This window comes from Pseudomonas sp. LP_7_YM (genome assembly GCF_004364435.1).
GTDB lineage: Bacteria > Pseudomonadota > Gammaproteobacteria > Pseudomonadales > Pseudomonadaceae > Aquipseudomonas.
In genome coordinates, this window is the sequence record NZ_SOCT01000001.1 from 570,129 (window position 1) to 585,373 (window position 15,245).

Annotated in this window: 15 protein-coding genes; 10 read left to right on the top strand and 5 right to left on the bottom strand. The window is 58.4% G+C overall.

Annotation, left to right across the window (positions count from 1 at the left end):
• The first annotated feature begins 144 nt into the window (after positions 1-144).
• Complete coding sequence (locus EC915_RS02650) at positions 145-1,185, top strand: dienelactone hydrolase (RefSeq protein WP_133748966.1); 1,041 nt, start codon at positions 145-147, stop codon at positions 1,183-1,185.
• A 113-nt stretch (positions 1,186-1,298) separates the two neighbouring features.
• Here EC915_RS02650 and EC915_RS02655 read toward each other — a convergent pair whose 3' ends face one another.
• From EC915_RS02655 to EC915_RS02675, 5 genes are all read right to left on the bottom strand, one after another.
• On the bottom strand, positions 1,299-2,168 hold the full coding sequence (locus EC915_RS02655) for a TIGR03915 family putative DNA repair protein (RefSeq protein WP_133748967.1): 870 nt from the start codon (positions 2,166-2,168) through the stop codon (positions 1,299-1,301).
• On the bottom strand, positions 2,165-3,385 hold the full coding sequence (locus EC915_RS02660; RefSeq protein WP_133748968.1) for a putative DNA modification/repair radical SAM protein: 1,221 nt from the start codon (positions 3,383-3,385) through the stop codon (positions 2,165-2,167). The genes EC915_RS02655 and EC915_RS02660 overlap by 4 nt, the downstream gene beginning before the upstream one ends.
• Positions 3,386-3,550: 165 nt before the next feature.
• Positions 3,551-4,195 (bottom strand): HAD family phosphatase, encoded by a 645-nt coding sequence (locus tag EC915_RS02665; protein ID WP_133748969.1) that lies wholly within the window; start codon positions 4,193-4,195, stop codon positions 3,551-3,553.
• Between the two features lie 182 nt (positions 4,196-4,377).
• Entirely contained in the window at positions 4,378-5,331 is a 954-nt protein-coding gene (locus tag EC915_RS02670; RefSeq protein WP_133748970.1) for a 2-hydroxyacid dehydrogenase, read from the bottom strand.
• A gap of 66 nt (positions 5,332-5,397) precedes the next feature.
• Positions 5,398-6,801, bottom strand: a complete 1,404-nt coding sequence (locus tag EC915_RS02675) for a sodium:solute symporter family protein (protein ID WP_133748971.1) — start codon at positions 6,799-6,801, stop codon at positions 5,398-5,400.
• Between the two features lie 496 nt (positions 6,802-7,297).
• Here EC915_RS02675 and EC915_RS02680 point away from each other — a divergent pair, with 496 nt between their 5' ends.
• The 9 genes from EC915_RS02680 to EC915_RS02720 all read left to right on the top strand — a co-directional run bounded on the left by EC915_RS02680 (position 7,298) and on the right by EC915_RS02720 (position 15,149).
• Positions 7,298-8,419: a DUF1615 domain-containing protein gene (locus tag EC915_RS02680; protein WP_133749401.1), complete on the top strand. Its 1,122-nt coding sequence runs from the start codon at positions 7,298-7,300 to the stop codon at positions 8,417-8,419.
• 110 nt (positions 8,420-8,529) lie between these two features.
• The gene (locus EC915_RS02685) at positions 8,530-8,748 is read left to right on the top strand and encodes a hypothetical protein (RefSeq protein ID WP_133748972.1); all 219 of its coding nucleotides are present in this window, start codon (positions 8,530-8,532) and stop codon (positions 8,746-8,748) included.
• 109 nt (positions 8,749-8,857) lie between these two features.
• A complete protein-coding gene (locus EC915_RS02690) occupies positions 8,858-9,385 on the top strand; it encodes a hypothetical protein (protein ID WP_133749402.1) in 528 nt (175 codons plus the stop codon).
• Between the two features lie 345 nt (positions 9,386-9,730).
• Positions 9,731-10,582: an STAS domain-containing protein gene (locus EC915_RS02695; protein WP_133748973.1), complete on the top strand. Its 852-nt coding sequence runs from the start codon at positions 9,731-9,733 to the stop codon at positions 10,580-10,582.
• 4 nt (positions 10,583-10,586) lie between these two features.
• Positions 10,587-10,949 (top strand): STAS domain-containing protein, encoded by a 363-nt coding sequence (locus tag EC915_RS02700; RefSeq protein ID WP_133748974.1) that lies wholly within the window; start codon positions 10,587-10,589, stop codon positions 10,947-10,949.
• Positions 10,946-11,350, top strand: coding sequence for an anti-sigma regulatory factor (locus EC915_RS02705; protein ID WP_133748975.1), 405 nt, complete (start codon positions 10,946-10,948; stop codon positions 11,348-11,350). The genes EC915_RS02700 and EC915_RS02705 overlap by 4 nt, the downstream gene beginning before the upstream one ends.
• Positions 11,341-12,354 carry an ATP-binding protein gene (locus EC915_RS02710; protein ID WP_177413341.1) on the top strand — a complete coding sequence of 338 codons (1,014 nt, stop codon included), beginning with the start codon at positions 11,341-11,343 and terminating at the stop codon, positions 12,352-12,354. The genes EC915_RS02705 and EC915_RS02710 overlap by 10 nt, the downstream gene beginning before the upstream one ends.
• The gene (locus tag EC915_RS02715) at positions 12,347-13,222 is read left to right on the top strand and encodes a sensor histidine kinase KdpD (RefSeq protein ID WP_133748976.1); all 876 of its coding nucleotides are present in this window, start codon (positions 12,347-12,349) and stop codon (positions 13,220-13,222) included. The genes EC915_RS02710 and EC915_RS02715 overlap by 8 nt, the downstream gene beginning before the upstream one ends.
• Complete coding sequence (locus EC915_RS02720) at positions 13,212-15,149, top strand: response regulator (protein ID WP_133748977.1); 1,938 nt, start codon at positions 13,212-13,214, stop codon at positions 15,147-15,149. The genes EC915_RS02715 and EC915_RS02720 overlap by 11 nt, the downstream gene beginning before the upstream one ends.
• Positions 15,150-15,245 lie beyond the last annotated feature (96 nt).

Consider the following 15,245-nt stretch of genomic DNA (forward strand, 5'->3'; position numbering starts at 1 on the left):
CGCCTTGTGCACTGTTGATCCAAAAATGGCTGAATGTTATCAGCCCGCATCGGTCACATAACGACGAGCAGCAGTTTAAAAGGACTCCAGGCCTTACAGGTCTGATTCGAAGCGCACGGATTGAGAAGGTGAGGGGGCATTGCAATGATGCGTCTTTGTGCAGTGATAGTGTTGAGCCTCTTCGGTGGCCTGTTTTCGGTGCAAGCCAGTGAGCTTGAAACTTGGAGCGTCGGCTTTCATGAGCTGACATTCCTCGATCCGCTGGATTCCCGGCCCATGCATGCCTTCGCCTTTTATCCATCTACCGATCCGGACAATGTTACGCAAGTTCAGGGTTATCCTGTTGAAGCGACCGAAGACGCGGCCATCGCCATGGGGCGTTTTCCATTGCTGATGCTTTCTCACGGCAACACCGGTACGCCATTGGCCCTGCATGACCTGGCGACTTCCCTGGCGCGCAAGGGCTTCGTATTGGTCGCCGTATTTCACCCCGGTGACAACTATCTGGATCACAGCCGACTCGGCAGCCTGAGCAATTTATATGGGCGGCCCCTGCAAATTTCCGAGGCAATCAGCGCGGCACTGCTTGATCCGATGCTGTCGCCTTTTATCAGTGCGCGCCGGGTCGGGGTCATCGGTTACTCGGCGGGTGGCGAGACTGCTCTGATACTTGCAGGAGCACAACCGGATCTAAAGCGCCTGCGACAGTACTGCATGGATCGTCCGCAGGATCGCGATGCGTGCAAGACTCAAGGCGAGCTGTTGGCGGATCGGGACGACCTGCATGCACAGGCCGACCCGCGAGTGGGCGCGTTGATGCTGATGGCGCCGCTAGGTTTGATGTTTGGGCGCCAGACATTGGCGGATGTCCATGTGCCGGTTCTGCTGTACAGCGGCGACGGTGACGAGCTGCTGGCCATCGACAAGAATGCGGAAGCGCTGGCGCGCAAGTTGCCAGACGTATCGAATTTCAAATTACTGCCTGGCGCTGGACATTTCGTTTTCATGGCGCCCTGCGACGACGAGCAACGCGCGCGTCAACCGGGGCTTTGTAACGATGCGATGGGTGTCGATCGAGAAGAAATCCATCGCAGCCTCAGCAGCGAGGCCGTGGAGTTCTTTGGCACGGTGCTGGGTTCGCCATTGAACACAGCGGGGATGCAGGCTGCGTTGCATGAGCAATAATATATTGCGCAATAGCCTGCGACTGAAAGCTTGCTTCTCAAGGCGTTATTACATACTCCCGGATCCGGCAGACCTCCTTACGTCAGCAAGCTCCTCCCCACGCTATTTTGTCGCTAGTCCCGTGCCTGAATCATTTTGCCCTTACGTCCGGCAATTTGCCTTGCCTGACCGTCACGCTGTTTGCCGGTACGTGCTTCGCTGATCAATGCGGGAATCAGCGGGCCTTCCGGCAGGTTTTTCCAGAAGCGCGCAGGCAGATGACCTTGCATGACCTTGGGATTAAGTCGCGCCGGATTGAAGATATGGCTGTAATAGGTCAGCCACAGTTCGCCGTGTGGGTCGTCGGCGTTTCGGGCCAGTGCTTGCCATGCAGCAGGGCACTGGCGTTTGTAGATCAACTGCTGGCCATCATAGAAAACGCCGTCCTGAGGCGTTGCGATCATCCAGCGATGTCGGCCGAGGCGGCCGATGAAGTGCTCGCTGGCGCGGCGCAGGATGTCATGAGCAGGCTCATGCCAGGCAACGTATTCGGGCAGAGAGCGGGTTTCCAGCAAGGCTGCCTTGACCGCTGGATCCTTGGCGCTCGAGCTGACGGGCAGGGCGATGAAGCGCAGAAAAGCATGCAGATGATGGGCTTCGCGACTGACCTGCTTGAGCCGTCGATGCAGTTCACTGCCGAGCTTGTCCCCCGCCAGCATGGCCGTACGGTCGCCATGGCTGACCCGCCATAGCACTTCATACAACAGACTCCAGCGCTGCTCGCCGCAGTATTGAGCAGCGTTCTGCAAAAGCTCCACCAGTTCCAGCGGCACTCGCGGCTGGATGGGGCCCATCTGCTCGGGATAATTGTCGTCACTGGTGAACAGATCAGCGTCCTGACGCACGCTCCAGCTCACTTGATCCGGGTTGATCTGGTGACTGAGTAACCACCGCGCCTGCTGTCGCCAGGTATCAAACAAGTCGTCACAGTCAAGAATGATCATGCCCACAGAGCCATCTGTTGCGGCTGGGGACGGTCGCGCAACTGTTCGCGCAGCATGACACTGGAGCTTTCTGACTGGCGCGGATGGTAATCGCTGGTGATGATGAAAGGCCGGGCCTTGGCCAGCACGCAACGCAGTCGGGTCAGATCTTCATAGCGGATTCGCCGCTGGCGCCGCAGCTCTACCAGTCGCTTGGTGGTGCGAATGCCAATGCCGGGGATTCGCGCGATCATCGCCGGTTCAGCTCGGTTCAGGTCGAGCGGAAAGACGTCGCGGTGCTCGAGGGCCCACGCCAGTTTCGGATCGATATCCAGCGCCAGATGCCCTGGCCCTTCGAGCAGTTCGTTTGCGCTGTAGCCGTAGCCACGCAGCAGGAAATCGGCCTGATACAGGCGGTGTTCGCGCATCAGCGGTGGCGCAGTTAGCGGGACGCTTTTCGGGCTGTTGGGAATCGGGCTGAAGGCTGAGTAATACACGCGCTTGAGGCGAAAATCCCCATACAGAGATTCGGCCGTATGCAGCAGCGTACTGTCGTCGGTGTCATCTGCGCCCACAATCATCTGCGTGCTTTGTCCGGCGGGTGTAAACCGCGGCGCCCTTGGTTCGTTGAGGACGGTCTGCTGGCCAGTGTAGATGGTCTGCATCGCCTGCTTGATTGAGCCCATTTCCTTTTCAGGTGCCAGAGCCTGCAAACCCAGTTGTGTAGGCAGCTCGATGTTGACGCTGAGGCGATCGGCGTAGCGTCCGGCTTCTTCGATCAGGGCAGGATCGGCTTCTGGGATGGTTTTGAGATGGATGTAGCCCCGGAATTCATGCTCCTCACGCAGCAGCTTCGCCACCCGGACCAACTGCTCCATGGTGTAGTCCGCTGAACGGATGATGCCGGAACTTAGAAACAGCCCGCTGACACAATTACGACGGTAAAAGTCCAGCGTGAGGGTCACGACCTCCTCTGGCGTAAATCGCGCACGCGGCACGTCGCTGGAACGTCGGTTGACGCAGTACTGGCAATCGTACAGACAGAAATTGGTCAGCAGAATCTTCAATAGCGAGACACAGCGACCGTCCGGGGTATAGCTGTGGCAAATTCCCATGCCGGTGCTGGAGCCGATTCCGGATTTGCCTTCGGAACTGCGTTTGGGAGCGGCGCTGCTGGCGCAGGAGGCGTCGTACTTGGCGGCATCAGCAAGGATGCTCAGCTTGTCGATCAGCTGCATGGGATTTCTCGATACTGGTTTTATGTACAGTATCGGGTTCGCCGATGTCAGGCAAGCGCCGCTTGACATGTCGGCAGGGCAGCTCACTGACAAACACGACCTGACAACGGTATTCGATCTTGCTCGGCCGCGCCCATCCAGCCTCATCATCGTTGATTGAGGCACTCAGCTCATCCGTTGCACCAGTGCTTTGAGCTCAGCAAAATTCTTCACCTGATGAAAGTTGGCGTGATCAGAAAATTCGGAGAAGTCTGTGTCGCCATAACCTGCGACCTGAGCCCCTGCGCCAAGTCCGGCCTGTACTCCGGGGATGCTGTCTTCGACCAGCAGGCACTCTTGCGGTTTGAGGCCCAGAAGGTCTGCGGCGTGTTCGATGAGGACCGGTGAAGGTTTCCATGCGTCGACTTCATAGGCGCTGACGATCAGGCCATGAAAGACGTCGAGCAAACCGACGGTGCTCAGGCACGTTTCGATCTTGCTGCGAGGGCCGTTAGAGGCTACACATTTGGGCAGCGACAGCGTGCGCACGAAGTCCACAGCGCCGGGCATTTCTTCCAGCTCGGCCTGCAAGAGCGGCAAGGTACGTGCCCTGAAGGTGTTGACGATTTCCACGCTGGGCAACCACGGGTAGTCGTCACACAGGCCTTGCATGCACAGCGCGAACTGCACCCCGCGAAAGCGTGCCAGCACCTGGTCGACGCTCAGCGTTACCCGATGTTCCTGCAATATGTCGCGCAGCAACCCTGCAGCCAGCCGTTCGCTGTCCACCAGGGTCCCATCGCAATCAAAGATGACACCGGCAATATTCAAGCAGCACTCTCCCGTCTTCATGTTCGGGGCGGTTGGACCGGCATTATCCAGAAAAGTTGGCCGCAGGTGATGAAGACTGACCTACGGTCGTCGTGTGTCAGGATAGGAGAGGGAGGTATTGCAGCGCAGCGTGTCGTCGTCGGCAAAGGCTGGAGGGCCGACGACGAGCCTGCGTTAAAGGACTACAAGGAGACTTGCGTCACCAGTTCGCCTTCATCGAAGAAGCGACTGACATTAGCGAACACCAGATCGGCCATGGCCTGGCGCGTCTCGTAGGTGCCGCTGCCGATATGCGGAGTCAGCACCACGTTTTCCAGCGTCAGCAGCTCGGCTGGAACGCTGGGCTCGTCTTCGAACACATCGAGACCGGCACCGGCGATGCCCGAGTCGAGCAACGAGGCGACCAGTGCCTGCTCGTCGACCACTGAGCCTCGGGCGACGTTGATCAGGTACGCATTCGGCCCCAGCGCTTTGAGTACGTCGGCGTTGATCAAATGCTGAGTGTCAGGGCCGCCCGGCACGATGACAATCAGGTAGTCCGCGACCTTGGCCAGTTCAAGCAGATCGGCGTAGTGGGTATACGGCACATCCGGGTAGGGCTGACCACGACGAAAATATGCGATGTTCATCTCGAATGCTGCAGCGCGTTTGGCGATGGTTTTGCCGATCTTGCCCAGGCCGACGATGCCGCAGGTCTTGCCACACAGATCGTTACCCAGCGGGAATTTGCCGGTCGGCCACTTGCCCGCTCGTACGAAGCGTTCGGCTTCGCTGATGCGTCGCGACACACAAAGCATCAGGGACATCGCGGTTTCGGCAACGGCGTTGTTCAGCACGTCCGGTGTATTGCTCAACTTGATGCCGCGGCGTGCCAGATAGTCAGTGTCGATCGCGTCATAGCCAACGCCGAAACTGTTGACCACCTCCAGGTTCTCCAGCTTGTCGAGCAAAGCGTTGTCGGTGCCGTAGACGCCGCTGGTGATCACACCGCGAATCTTCTCGCCATGCTCGTTGGCCCAGGCGTCGATGTCGGTGGTTTCCCAACGATTGTGCACGGTAAAGTCGCGATAAAGATTGTGCGTCAGGGCAATGTGCATTGGGCCCCAGACCAGAACATCGGCTTTCTTGTCGCTCATGGTTTCCTCCTGGCGGCGTGGTCTCTGGTAATGAACTACGCCTTGATTACACATACGAGTGGCGGGTCAGCCGTTCTTGTTTAACACAGGTTGTGGCTCCGCCCGCCCGGATTTAAGCAGTTCGGCGATGGCCATGGTCAGCAGCGGCGCGAAAAGGGCGAAGTACGAGCTGTCGACGCCGTAAGGGTTGCCGGCCAGAAACCAGCCGATGGTGGAGAACACCGACAGGATAATCCCGGCCAGTGCGCCACGGCCGGTGCCGAATTTAGGTGCGTAGAAACACATCAACACGATGACGGCGAGGGTGGCGCGCAGCGCCTTGCCGAGGAAGGCGATCAGCAGGATCTTGTCGGCATACAGGGCCAGCACCAGCGGCAGGAAACCGACCGCCACGATCGATAACCGAATGAACATCACCGACTTGCGGTCGTTATTGTCCTTGTTAAAGAACGGATCGTAAAAGTCCTTCAACAGCAGCGTGGACGAAGCGAGGGTATTGGCCGAAATGCCGCCGAACAAGGCCCCTGCCAGGCCGATCACCACTAGACTCGCCGAGAACGTAGGCATGTGCGCGATGAGGGCCGGGAAAGCATCAATGGACTTGATGCCGGGGTAAAGGTACGCGCTGCACATACCGATCATCGCAGCCATCAGACCGAATGGGATCATCAGCGAAGAAACATAGAAGCAAGCGCGTTTGGCGGTCTTCTCATCCCGGGTGCTGACCAGCGCCTGAATCACGTATTGAGTGGCGAAGATTGAGCCGATACCGGCGATCATCCAGGCGAAGATCTGCCCCCAGCCCACACCGGTAAAGTCGAACAGGGTGGCTGGAAGCCTGGCCTGCATGGCGCCGATACCGCCGGTGGCGTTCAGCGCGAAAGCCAAGGCCAGGGCAATGCCTAGGTATTTGATCGACGCATGCACAAAGTTGGTGTAGACCACCGAGCGCATACCGCCGACGCTGACGTAGAACACCGTAATCACGCCCACCAGCAGGATTGCGACTGTCTTGTCGATGTTCAGGACCGCTGCCAGCACGGCACCACCACTGGCATACAAAGCCACCGATACGATGCTCAGCGCACAGATGGTCAGCACACAAGCGGCATAGCGCGTGCCCTGGCCGTAGTTCTGCGCAAGGATGCCGGAAATGGTGTTAAGGCCGGTTTCGCGGTATTTCCTCGCCAACACCAGTGCCAGCAGCAGAAAGCCGAGTGAGAGGGCGACCAGGTTCCAGGCTGCGGAGATCCCTGCTTCGAAACCCTTTTGCGCGGTGCCGATGCTGACCGAACTGCCGATGAACTCGGAGAGCAGCAGCGCTCCGATCAGAAAGGGTGGAAAACTGCGACCACCGCTGGTGAAGCCTTCGCTGCTTTTGGCGTGTTTGCGCACGCTGTAGCCGATATAGGACATGACCACGAAGTAGCCTGCGGTCAGACACAGGATGATTGTTATTCTTGGGTCCATGTTCTCTCCGTCCCGCTTCACCGGGTGCGTGATGCCTTGTGTTGCGGGTAATAGCCTTTGCAGTGAACCGGGGTTGTCAGATGACAGCACGGTTTACCGCAGGCATGCAGGGGAAGCACGGCTATTGACGCCTGCGCCGCAGATAGGCCCAGAGAAGAGGTAGAACCGGATGAGAGAAGGCCAAAGCCTGTTCTGGGGCTGTTTCGAGGCGGGAGAGGAAGCGTATTTTCATTTTTATTAGAGGCTCGTTATTTACGTTGGAAGGCAACTCAATACGATGAATTTGTTATACGTCATCGTACAACTCTTCGCAATCGTGCCTTCATCTCAGCATTCGTGAGCCGCTGTTCAGGATCCCAGGTCGGACTGTCTGGTTCTCCTAATGGAGGTGTGAGGCGCGGGGCAGTGCTGACCGCTGTGCACGCGTGAGGGGGTGAGTCACTCGACAAAGCGCGCTGTCCATATGCGCAAATCAATGTTCAACGATCTGGATTTCATGCCCTTGAAAGGATTCACCTTCCGTCCTCAAGCAGTGGCTGGCCTTGTGCTTATTGCGCTCCTGGCCGGTTGCAGCTCGCAACGCAATCAGCCCCCTGCGCCATCTGCTGAACGGGTTCGCAGTGAAATCGTTCGTCTGCTGCCCACCCGCGTGGTGGACCGTCAGGGCTGGGCGAACGATATTTACACCGCGTTCGAAACACGGAAAATCGCCCCCAGTGTCGAGAATCTGTGTTCGGTGCTGGCCGTGGCCGAACAGGAATCCAACTACCAGGTCGATCCCACAGTGCCCGGCATGGGCAAGATCGCGCAGGATGAAATCGACCGCCGTGCAAGCAAGGCCCACATTCCTGATCTGCTGGTGCGCAGCGCGCTGGATATCCGTTCGCCTAACGGCAAGACCTATAACGAACGCCTCAGTGCGGCCCGTACTGAAAAGGACCTGAGCGCCATCTTCGATGACTTCATCGGTATGGTGCCGATGGGTCAAACGCTGTTTGGCAATTTCAACCCGGTGCATACCGCAGGGCCCATGCAGGTGAGTATCGAGTTCGCTGAAAAGCAGGCGCGCGATTACCCGTATCCGGTTAAGGATTCGATTCGCCACGAGGTGTTCACCCGAAGGGGCGGCGTGTACTTCGGTGTTGCGCATCTGCTGGGCTATCCGGTGAGCTATGACAGACCGATTTATCGCTTCGCCGATTTCAATGCCGGTTGGTACGCCAGCCGCAACGCCGCTTTCCAGAGCGCCGTGGCGCGCCTTTCGGGCAGGCGCCTTGCACTGGACGGTGACTTGATCAGCTACGGTTTCGGCCCTTCACTGGGGCAGACCGAACTGGCAGTGCGCAGCCTGCATACGCAACTGGGCATGCGCAACACCACTGTCCGTAATGCGTTGGAAAAGGGCGAGATGCTGGAGCTGGAGGACACTGACCTGTACAAGCAGATTTTCGCATTGGCCGACAAAGCCGCCGGCAAGCCGTTACCCCGGGCTATTCTTCCGGGCATCGTCCTGCAGAGCCCGAAGATCACTCGCAAACTCACGACGGCATGGTTCGCGCAACGGGTGGAAGAGCGCCGATTGCGCTGTATGGGACGCGCATCAGGAGCGCTCAAGTGAAACGGGCGTGAGCTGAGCATTACCGTTTGTCACATTTACGGCACACTGTTCAACCGCACGCCTCAAAAAGACATCGCCCATCTTCCGGGCTCCAAAGAAAAGAGGTCTTTATGTCAGTCGACCCCACCATGCCGATCACCGAACCTGAAGAATTGCCCAGCGCCGATCAGGATCTTGATCCAGATGCACTGGATGATGAGGACGAACGGGAAAAGGATGAACGCCCAGAGGATTGGAAAGACCCTGAGGGTCAACGTCCCGAAGATTGGAATGAGCCTGCGGCGCCGGCGGCAGATCAACCTACGCCGCTGTCCGACAATTTGCGCTGAATGAGATCGGCGCATTAATACCGGTGTCGGATACGTAGAGCGGTGCTGGCCTGTATCGATGCACTATCAGGGAGTTTTGGTTTTGAAGCGTGAAACGGTGGCACCCAGTATCATTACCAGCAGCCATGCTGTTGCCGACGTACAGAGCGCTGAGGCAATACTGTTTGGTACGCCTAAAGAGCGGCTGGATTTTTATCGCAAGGAAATCCAGTACGAGACGGCGATTCTTTCCAATCGCACCAACGCCTATCTCTCTGCCCAGTCGTTTCTGGTGATTGCTTTCGCCTCATCGATGGCAAATCTGAATCCGGAATGGGGCAAGTTGTTCACCCTTGTGGTGCCACCTTTTCTTACGCTGTTGGGATTGATCAGTTCGATGCATGCCTGGCCCGGGATTCGCGCAGCGTATGAGATTATCGATCACTGGCATTTCAAGCAAAGCCAGTTATTGCACAGTCAGCCGGCAATGGGACTTGCATACGATGATTCGCCACTGTTCAGCAAGCATGAGTCAAGTGAGAAGGGATACAAGAAATCCTTGATGTTCTCCATGCGAACTCCGTGGTTATTCACCGGGTTTTGGTTTCTGCTGGGGGTGTTTTCGATTTATGTGCAGGTCAGCGGAAGTCTCTTCTAGGCGGGATGCGGATACTCGATGGTGTTTGTACATCTATTGCCGATCATTAATCTGCCTCGCCTGTTCTGTGGTTGATCGGATCAAACCAGTCACCTGGCCGATGACAGGCGTTGGAACGCTCGTCCGGCAACAGTGAACCTTTCATTTTTAATGATGTTAGCTTGACACCAACGCGGCGGCAGGGTATTTCGTCGCTTCCGCTCGCTGTATCAAAAGCGCTTTGTATTTAACAAGTTAGGAATACATCCGGTAGTGGACATAATTCCTGGCCATTTCCGTGTGTCTGCCCATCGTCGGGCTCTTCCATTTCAGCTATCGACGAGTAAAACCTCAGGAGCCAACCTCATGGCAGTACTGCAGCAAATCACCCTGGATTCTCTCAAGCGTTCCGAAGCGCAATTGACTGCTCGCTGGCTGGCCGATCTTGAAGCCAGTGGTGCCACGCGCAATCTGAAAGCTGAAGATGCCGGTCGACAAACGTCTGAATTTCTTCGCCTGTTAACCTCGGCTCTTGAGAAAAGTGGCTCGCAAAGCATCAATAGCAGCGATTGGGACGAAGTTCGCCAGTTCCTCGAAAAGCTGTCGCACCAGCGCGCACTCGCCGGCCAGGACTCGCAGCAGACGGCTCATTTCATTTTTTCGCTGAAGGGTCCGCTGTTCACCTTGCTGCAGGAGCAGTTCGCCGACAGCCCGGCGGTGCTCGCCGAGCAATTGTGGGAAATATCCCAACTGCTTGATTCGCTGGGCATGTACACGATCCGCACCTACCAGAAGTCGCGGGAGGCGGTGATCAAGCGCCAGCAGGAAGAACTGCTGGAACTCTCCACCCCGGTCGTCAAGTTGTGGGACGGCGTGCTGGCGTTGCCGATGATCGGCACCCTGGACTCCCAGCGCACCCAGGTCGTCATGGAATCGCTGCTGCAGCGCATCGTCGATACCGGCTCCGAAATCGCCATCATCGACATTACCGGCGTGCCGACCGTGGACACGCTGGTCGCCCAGCATCTGCTCAAGACCGTCACCGCCATCCGCCTGATGGGAGCTGATTGCATCATCAGCGGTGTGCGGCCACAAATCGCCCAAACCATCGTGCACCTGGGGCTGGACCTGCAAGGCGTGGTCACCAAGGCCAACCTGGCCGACGCCCTGGCGTTGGCGCTGCGTCGTCTGGGTCTGACCGTGGCCAAGGCGGTATAAGCCCATGGAGCGGATTCCGATTCTGCAGATGGGCGACTTTCTGCTGGTCACCATTCAGGTCGATATGCACGATCAGCTGGCCCTGACGCTGCAGGACGATCTGTCCGAGCGCATCAGCAAGACTTCGGCGCGTGGTGTATTGATCGATATCTCGGCGCTGGACATGGTCGACTCCTTCATTGGCCGCATGATCGGCATGATCTCCGGCCTGTCGCGGATCATGGATGCCGAGACGGTTCTGGTGGGCATGCAGCCCGCCGTGGCGATCACCCTGGTAGAACTGGGCATGACATTGCCAGGCGTCAGCACTGCGCTGAACGTTGAACGCGGCATAAAGCTGTTGCGCGAGCGGGCCTGTTCACAATGAACGTGCGCAGCAGCGGTACTCAAGGCATTCGGATCGAACAGGATGTGGTACTGGCTCGGCAAACCGCCCGCAAGCTGGCACAGGAATGCGGCATGCGGTTGATCGATCTGACCAAGCTGGTGACGGCGGTGAGCGAGCTGGCGCGCAATACCATGGTCTACGGCGGGGGTGGAGACATGGACTGGGCGATCGTCGAAGACGGCGTACGCTCCGGTCTCAGGCTGACGTTTCGTGACGAAGGCCCCGGCATTCCTGACTTGAAGCTGGCCATGACCGACGGCTGGACTTCTGGTGGGGGGTTGGGATTGGGGCTGACCGGAGCCAAGCGTCTGGTTGACGACTTTGAACTGGACACGGCGCCCGGCGCAGGCACTCGGGTGACGATCTGCAAATGGACTTGAGACTGCACAGCAGCCTGACACAAGTGCTGACTATCGAAGACGCCAGCCAGGTAGGTTATGGGCGGCGAACAGCTCAGAAGCTCGCAGAGCAACTGGGAATGGATGCCACCGACTCCGGTCGCGTGGCATTGGTGGTGACCGAGCTTGCCAGCAATATTCTCAAACATGCCAGCAATGGCGAACTGCACCTGCGCACATTGCCTGGCCCCGTTCCCGGTCTGGAGGTCATCGCCATCGATCGAGGGCAGGGTTTCGATGTGCAGGACTGCATGGTCGATGGGTTTTCCACCCGGGGCACCCAGGGCATTGGCCTGGGCTCGATCCTGCGTCAGGCGCAGGTGTTCGATGTGCATTCGGATAATCGAGGCACCGTGCTGCTCACGCGTTTCTACCCGCGCTCGACGACGGTCAAGGACTTGCGTCTTGGGGTGTGCCAGCGTTCGTTGCATGACGATCCGGCGTGCGGAGATGTCTGGGAGGTTGCCATTTCCGGGCGGCAACTCAGCGTTCTGGTCATCGACGGGCTGGGCCATGGGCCTGAAGCCGAGGAGGCTGCGAAAGCAGGCGCGCTGGCATTCAATCGCGATGCGTTCGCTGATTCGGGCGTGCTGCTCGATGACATACACCGCGAGATGCAAGGCTCCCGCGGTGGCGCTGTGGCCGTTGCGCAATTCGATGCGGCGCAGGATCGGGTGCGCTTCACCGGCATCGGCAACATTGGCGCCACGTTGATCGGCGAGGACAAGCCACGAGGCCTGGCATCGCATCCGGGCATCGTCGGTCTGCAATACCGCAAGGTTCCACCCGCCGCCTATGCGCAGTGCGCCGGACAACTTTTGATCATGTACAGCGATGGGCTGCAATCGCGTTGGAATCTTCGTGACTATCCGGGTCTGATGTATCGACACCCGGCCGTTATTGCAGCAGTGCTGCATCGCGATTATTGCCGGGACAGGGACGACGTAACGGTATTAGTGACTGCTCTGGAGACGCTCGATGACTGACAACCCCGCCCACGGTGCCTTTGATGAGTCAGCAGAGCTAAGGCAATTGCGTGACGAGGCCCAGTCGTTGCGCACTGAACTGGATGAGACCAATCAGGGGGTGTTGGCGCTGTATGCCGAGCTCGATACCCAGGCCGAACAACTGCGTCAGGCGTCTGACCTGAAAAGCCGTTTTCTCTCGTACATGAGTCATGAGTTCCGTACGCCACTGGGTTCGATCCTCAGCATTGCCAGCTTGCTGGACGATGAGCTCGATGGGCCGCTCAGCCCCGAGCAGCATAAGCAGGTGGCATTTGTCAGCACAGCGGCGCGCGAACTGAGCGACATGGTCGATGATCTGCTGGATCTGGCGAAGATCGAGGCGGGGCGCATCAGTATTTCACCTGCCTGGTTTGACATGCTCGATCTGTTCTCCGCCTTGCGCGGGATGTTTCGACCCATCGTCGATGCCTCGGCGGTGGATCTGATTTTCGAAGAGCCCGAAGGTTTGCCCAGGCTGTTCACCGACGACAAGAAGCTCGCCCAGATCCTGCGCAACTTCATTTCCAACTCGCTGAAGTTCACGCAGCGTGGTGAGGTCCGGATTTCGGCCAGCCTGGAAGGCGAACGGGAAATACGCTTCGCCGTCACCGATACCGGCATCGGCATTCCGCCAGAGCTGCATGGCGCACTGTTCGAAGATTTCATCCAGGTCGATTCGCCCCTGCAGAAACGCCTGCGTGGCACTGGCCTGGGGCTGTCGCTGTGCAAGCGTTTTGCCGAGTTGCTCGGGGGGCGTGTCGGGCTGCAAAGCAAACCAGGTGTCGGATCCACCTTTTATGTGGTGATTCCCTTGGCGCTGGCCCAGGAGCATGGAGATGAAAGCTGACACCCGGCTGCTGATTGTCGATGACAACATCGCAACTCGCTACGCGTTGCGCAGGCGCATGGAGCGCCAGGGGTTTGTGGTTCAGGAGGCTGGCACCGGCGCTGAGGGCCTGGCGCAGATCGCCGAGCAGATCCCGGATGCGTTGATTCTCGATGTCAATCTGCCGGACATGAGCGGCTTCGATATCGTGCGTCAACTGCGTAGCCAGCCGCGGACCGCGTTACTGCCTGTGGTGCACGTGTCTGCCGCCTCGATCCATACCGGGGACATCGTCACCGGGCTTGAGGCGGGCGCCGACGCCTACATGGTTCACCCGGTAGACCCCGACGTGCTTCTGGCGACCTTGCGCACCCTGCTGCGCGTGCGCGATACCGAATTCGCATTGCGCAACAGCGAGGATCGGTTCCGGGAAATTTTCGCCAACGTCTCTGCACCGATCGCGGTCATGGACGGCGAGCTCAAGGTTCACGAATGCAACCATGCTTTTTCCCGCCTGATTGCCCAGGCGTCCGACAACGACCTGTTGCAATGCTTCAGTGAAGACCAGGCTCCCGCGATCAGCGGTTTGAGCAAGGCACTGATGGCGGGCGAGCGCTGGAAAGGCACCCTGTGCATGCTGGTCGAGGGAGATCTGCGCGAGACCGAATGGCAGGTGTCTCCTTATCGCGTAGACGACCTGAGCCTGGTGTTCGTCGAAGACGTCACCGAGCACCGACGCCGCGAACAGTCGCACCTGCAGCAACTCGATAGCGTCAATACGCAACTGGCCCATGAGGTTGCCGAGCGGGCACGGACCGAAGCGCAGCTGTTGCAGGCGCAGAAGATGGACGCCATCGGTAAGTTGACCGGCGGCATCGCACACGACTTCAACAACCTGCTCACCGGCATCATCACCGGGCTTGAGCTGATCAAGAAACGTACTGAAGACGGGCGTGTCGAGAAAGTCCTGAGTTACGCCGATGCCGCGCTGGCGTCGGCGAAAAGTGCTGCGACGCTGACCCACCGTCTGCTGGCCTTCGCACGGCAACAGCCGCTGGACGCCCGGCCCGCCGACGTCAATCAGTATGTGCTGTCGCTTGAAGAGCTTTTGAGCCGGACCATTGGCAAGCGCATTGGCCTGACCCTCGAATTGACCTCCGGCAACTGCGTGGCCCTGGTTGACGCCGGACAGCTGGAAAGCGCGGTGCTCAATCTGGTGATCAACGCCCGCGATGCATTGCCGCATGGCGGTAATGTCTGGATCAGTACATATGAGGCCTATTCCCAAGGCAACCCCCGGCTGGACGATGGCCTGTACATCGCCCTGACGGTACGCGATGACGGCGTGGGCATCGAACACCACTTGATCGACAAGGTGTTCGACCCGTTCTTTACCACCAAGCCTATCGGCGAAGGCACGGGACTGGGCCTGTCGACCATTTATGGTTTTGCCCGGCAATCAGGTGGTGACGTGCATATACGTAGCGTTTTAGGTCACGGGACCGAGGTGACGCTGATGCTGCCCGCGGCCAAGGAGCAGGTCGTCCCGCCTCAGCCGGTGGTGGAAGCCGCCCGATTGGGCGCAGGCGAACATGTGCTGATCGTCGAGGACACCGCCTCGGTACGTATGTTTGTCAATGAAGTGCTGACTGACGCTGGCTACCGCTGCACCCAGGTCGCCGACGTGAACACTGCATTGACGCTGCTTGAGCACGACGCATCCATTGATCTGTTGCTGACGGATGTCGGCATGCCGCAAATGAACGGTCGCGAGCTGGCGCAACGGATGCGTGTCTGGCGCCAGGAAGTCCCGGTCCTGTTCATGACCGGCTATGCGGAAAACGCACTGAACCGTCAGCTGTTTTTGGGCGAGGGCATGGACATGATCACCAAGCCCTTCCAGCTGGCCGAATTTCTGAACAAGGTCCGCGCCATGCTTGACGTTTGAATCGGCTATTTTTGTCGGGCCAGCGCTATTGAACCGAGCTATACCTGTACAATTTTTGTTACTGTTTACACCAATTCATTTAGTGCCAACCGTAAG

Excerpts from the sequence above, each read along its gene's own strand:
- EC915_RS02675 (WP_133748971.1), bottom strand. The coding sequence starts at position 6,801 with ATGGACCCAAGAATAACAATCATCCTGTGTCTGACCGCAGGCTACTTC.
- EC915_RS02715 (WP_133748976.1), top strand. The coding sequence starts at position 12,347 with ATGACTGACAACCCCGCCCACGGTGCCTTTGATGAGTCAGCAGAGCTA.
- EC915_RS02685 (WP_133748972.1), top strand. The coding sequence starts at position 8,530 with ATGTCAGTCGACCCCACCATGCCGATCACCGAACCTGAAGAATTGCCC.
- EC915_RS02680 (WP_133749401.1), top strand. The coding sequence starts at position 7,298 with ATGCCCTTGAAAGGATTCACCTTCCGTCCTCAAGCAGTGGCTGGCCTT.
- EC915_RS02655 (WP_133748967.1), bottom strand. The coding sequence starts at position 2,168 with ATGATCATTCTTGACTGTGACGACTTGTTTGATACCTGGCGACAGCAG.
- EC915_RS02695 (WP_133748973.1), top strand. The coding sequence starts at position 9,731 with ATGGCAGTACTGCAGCAAATCACCCTGGATTCTCTCAAGCGTTCCGAA.
- EC915_RS02650 (WP_133748966.1), top strand. The coding sequence starts at position 145 with ATGATGCGTCTTTGTGCAGTGATAGTGTTGAGCCTCTTCGGTGGCCTG.
- EC915_RS02670 (WP_133748970.1), bottom strand. The coding sequence starts at position 5,331 with ATGAGCGACAAGAAAGCCGATGTTCTGGTCTGGGGCCCAATGCACATT.
- EC915_RS02700 (WP_133748974.1), top strand. The coding sequence starts at position 10,587 with ATGGAGCGGATTCCGATTCTGCAGATGGGCGACTTTCTGCTGGTCACC.
- EC915_RS02705 (WP_133748975.1), top strand. The coding sequence starts at position 10,946 with ATGAACGTGCGCAGCAGCGGTACTCAAGGCATTCGGATCGAACAGGAT.
- EC915_RS02710 (WP_177413341.1), top strand. The coding sequence starts at position 11,341 with ATGGACTTGAGACTGCACAGCAGCCTGACACAAGTGCTGACTATCGAA.
- EC915_RS02720 (WP_133748977.1), top strand. The coding sequence starts at position 13,212 with ATGAAAGCTGACACCCGGCTGCTGATTGTCGATGACAACATCGCAACT.
- EC915_RS02660 (WP_133748968.1), bottom strand. The coding sequence starts at position 3,385 with ATGCAGCTGATCGACAAGCTGAGCATCCTTGCTGATGCCGCCAAGTAC.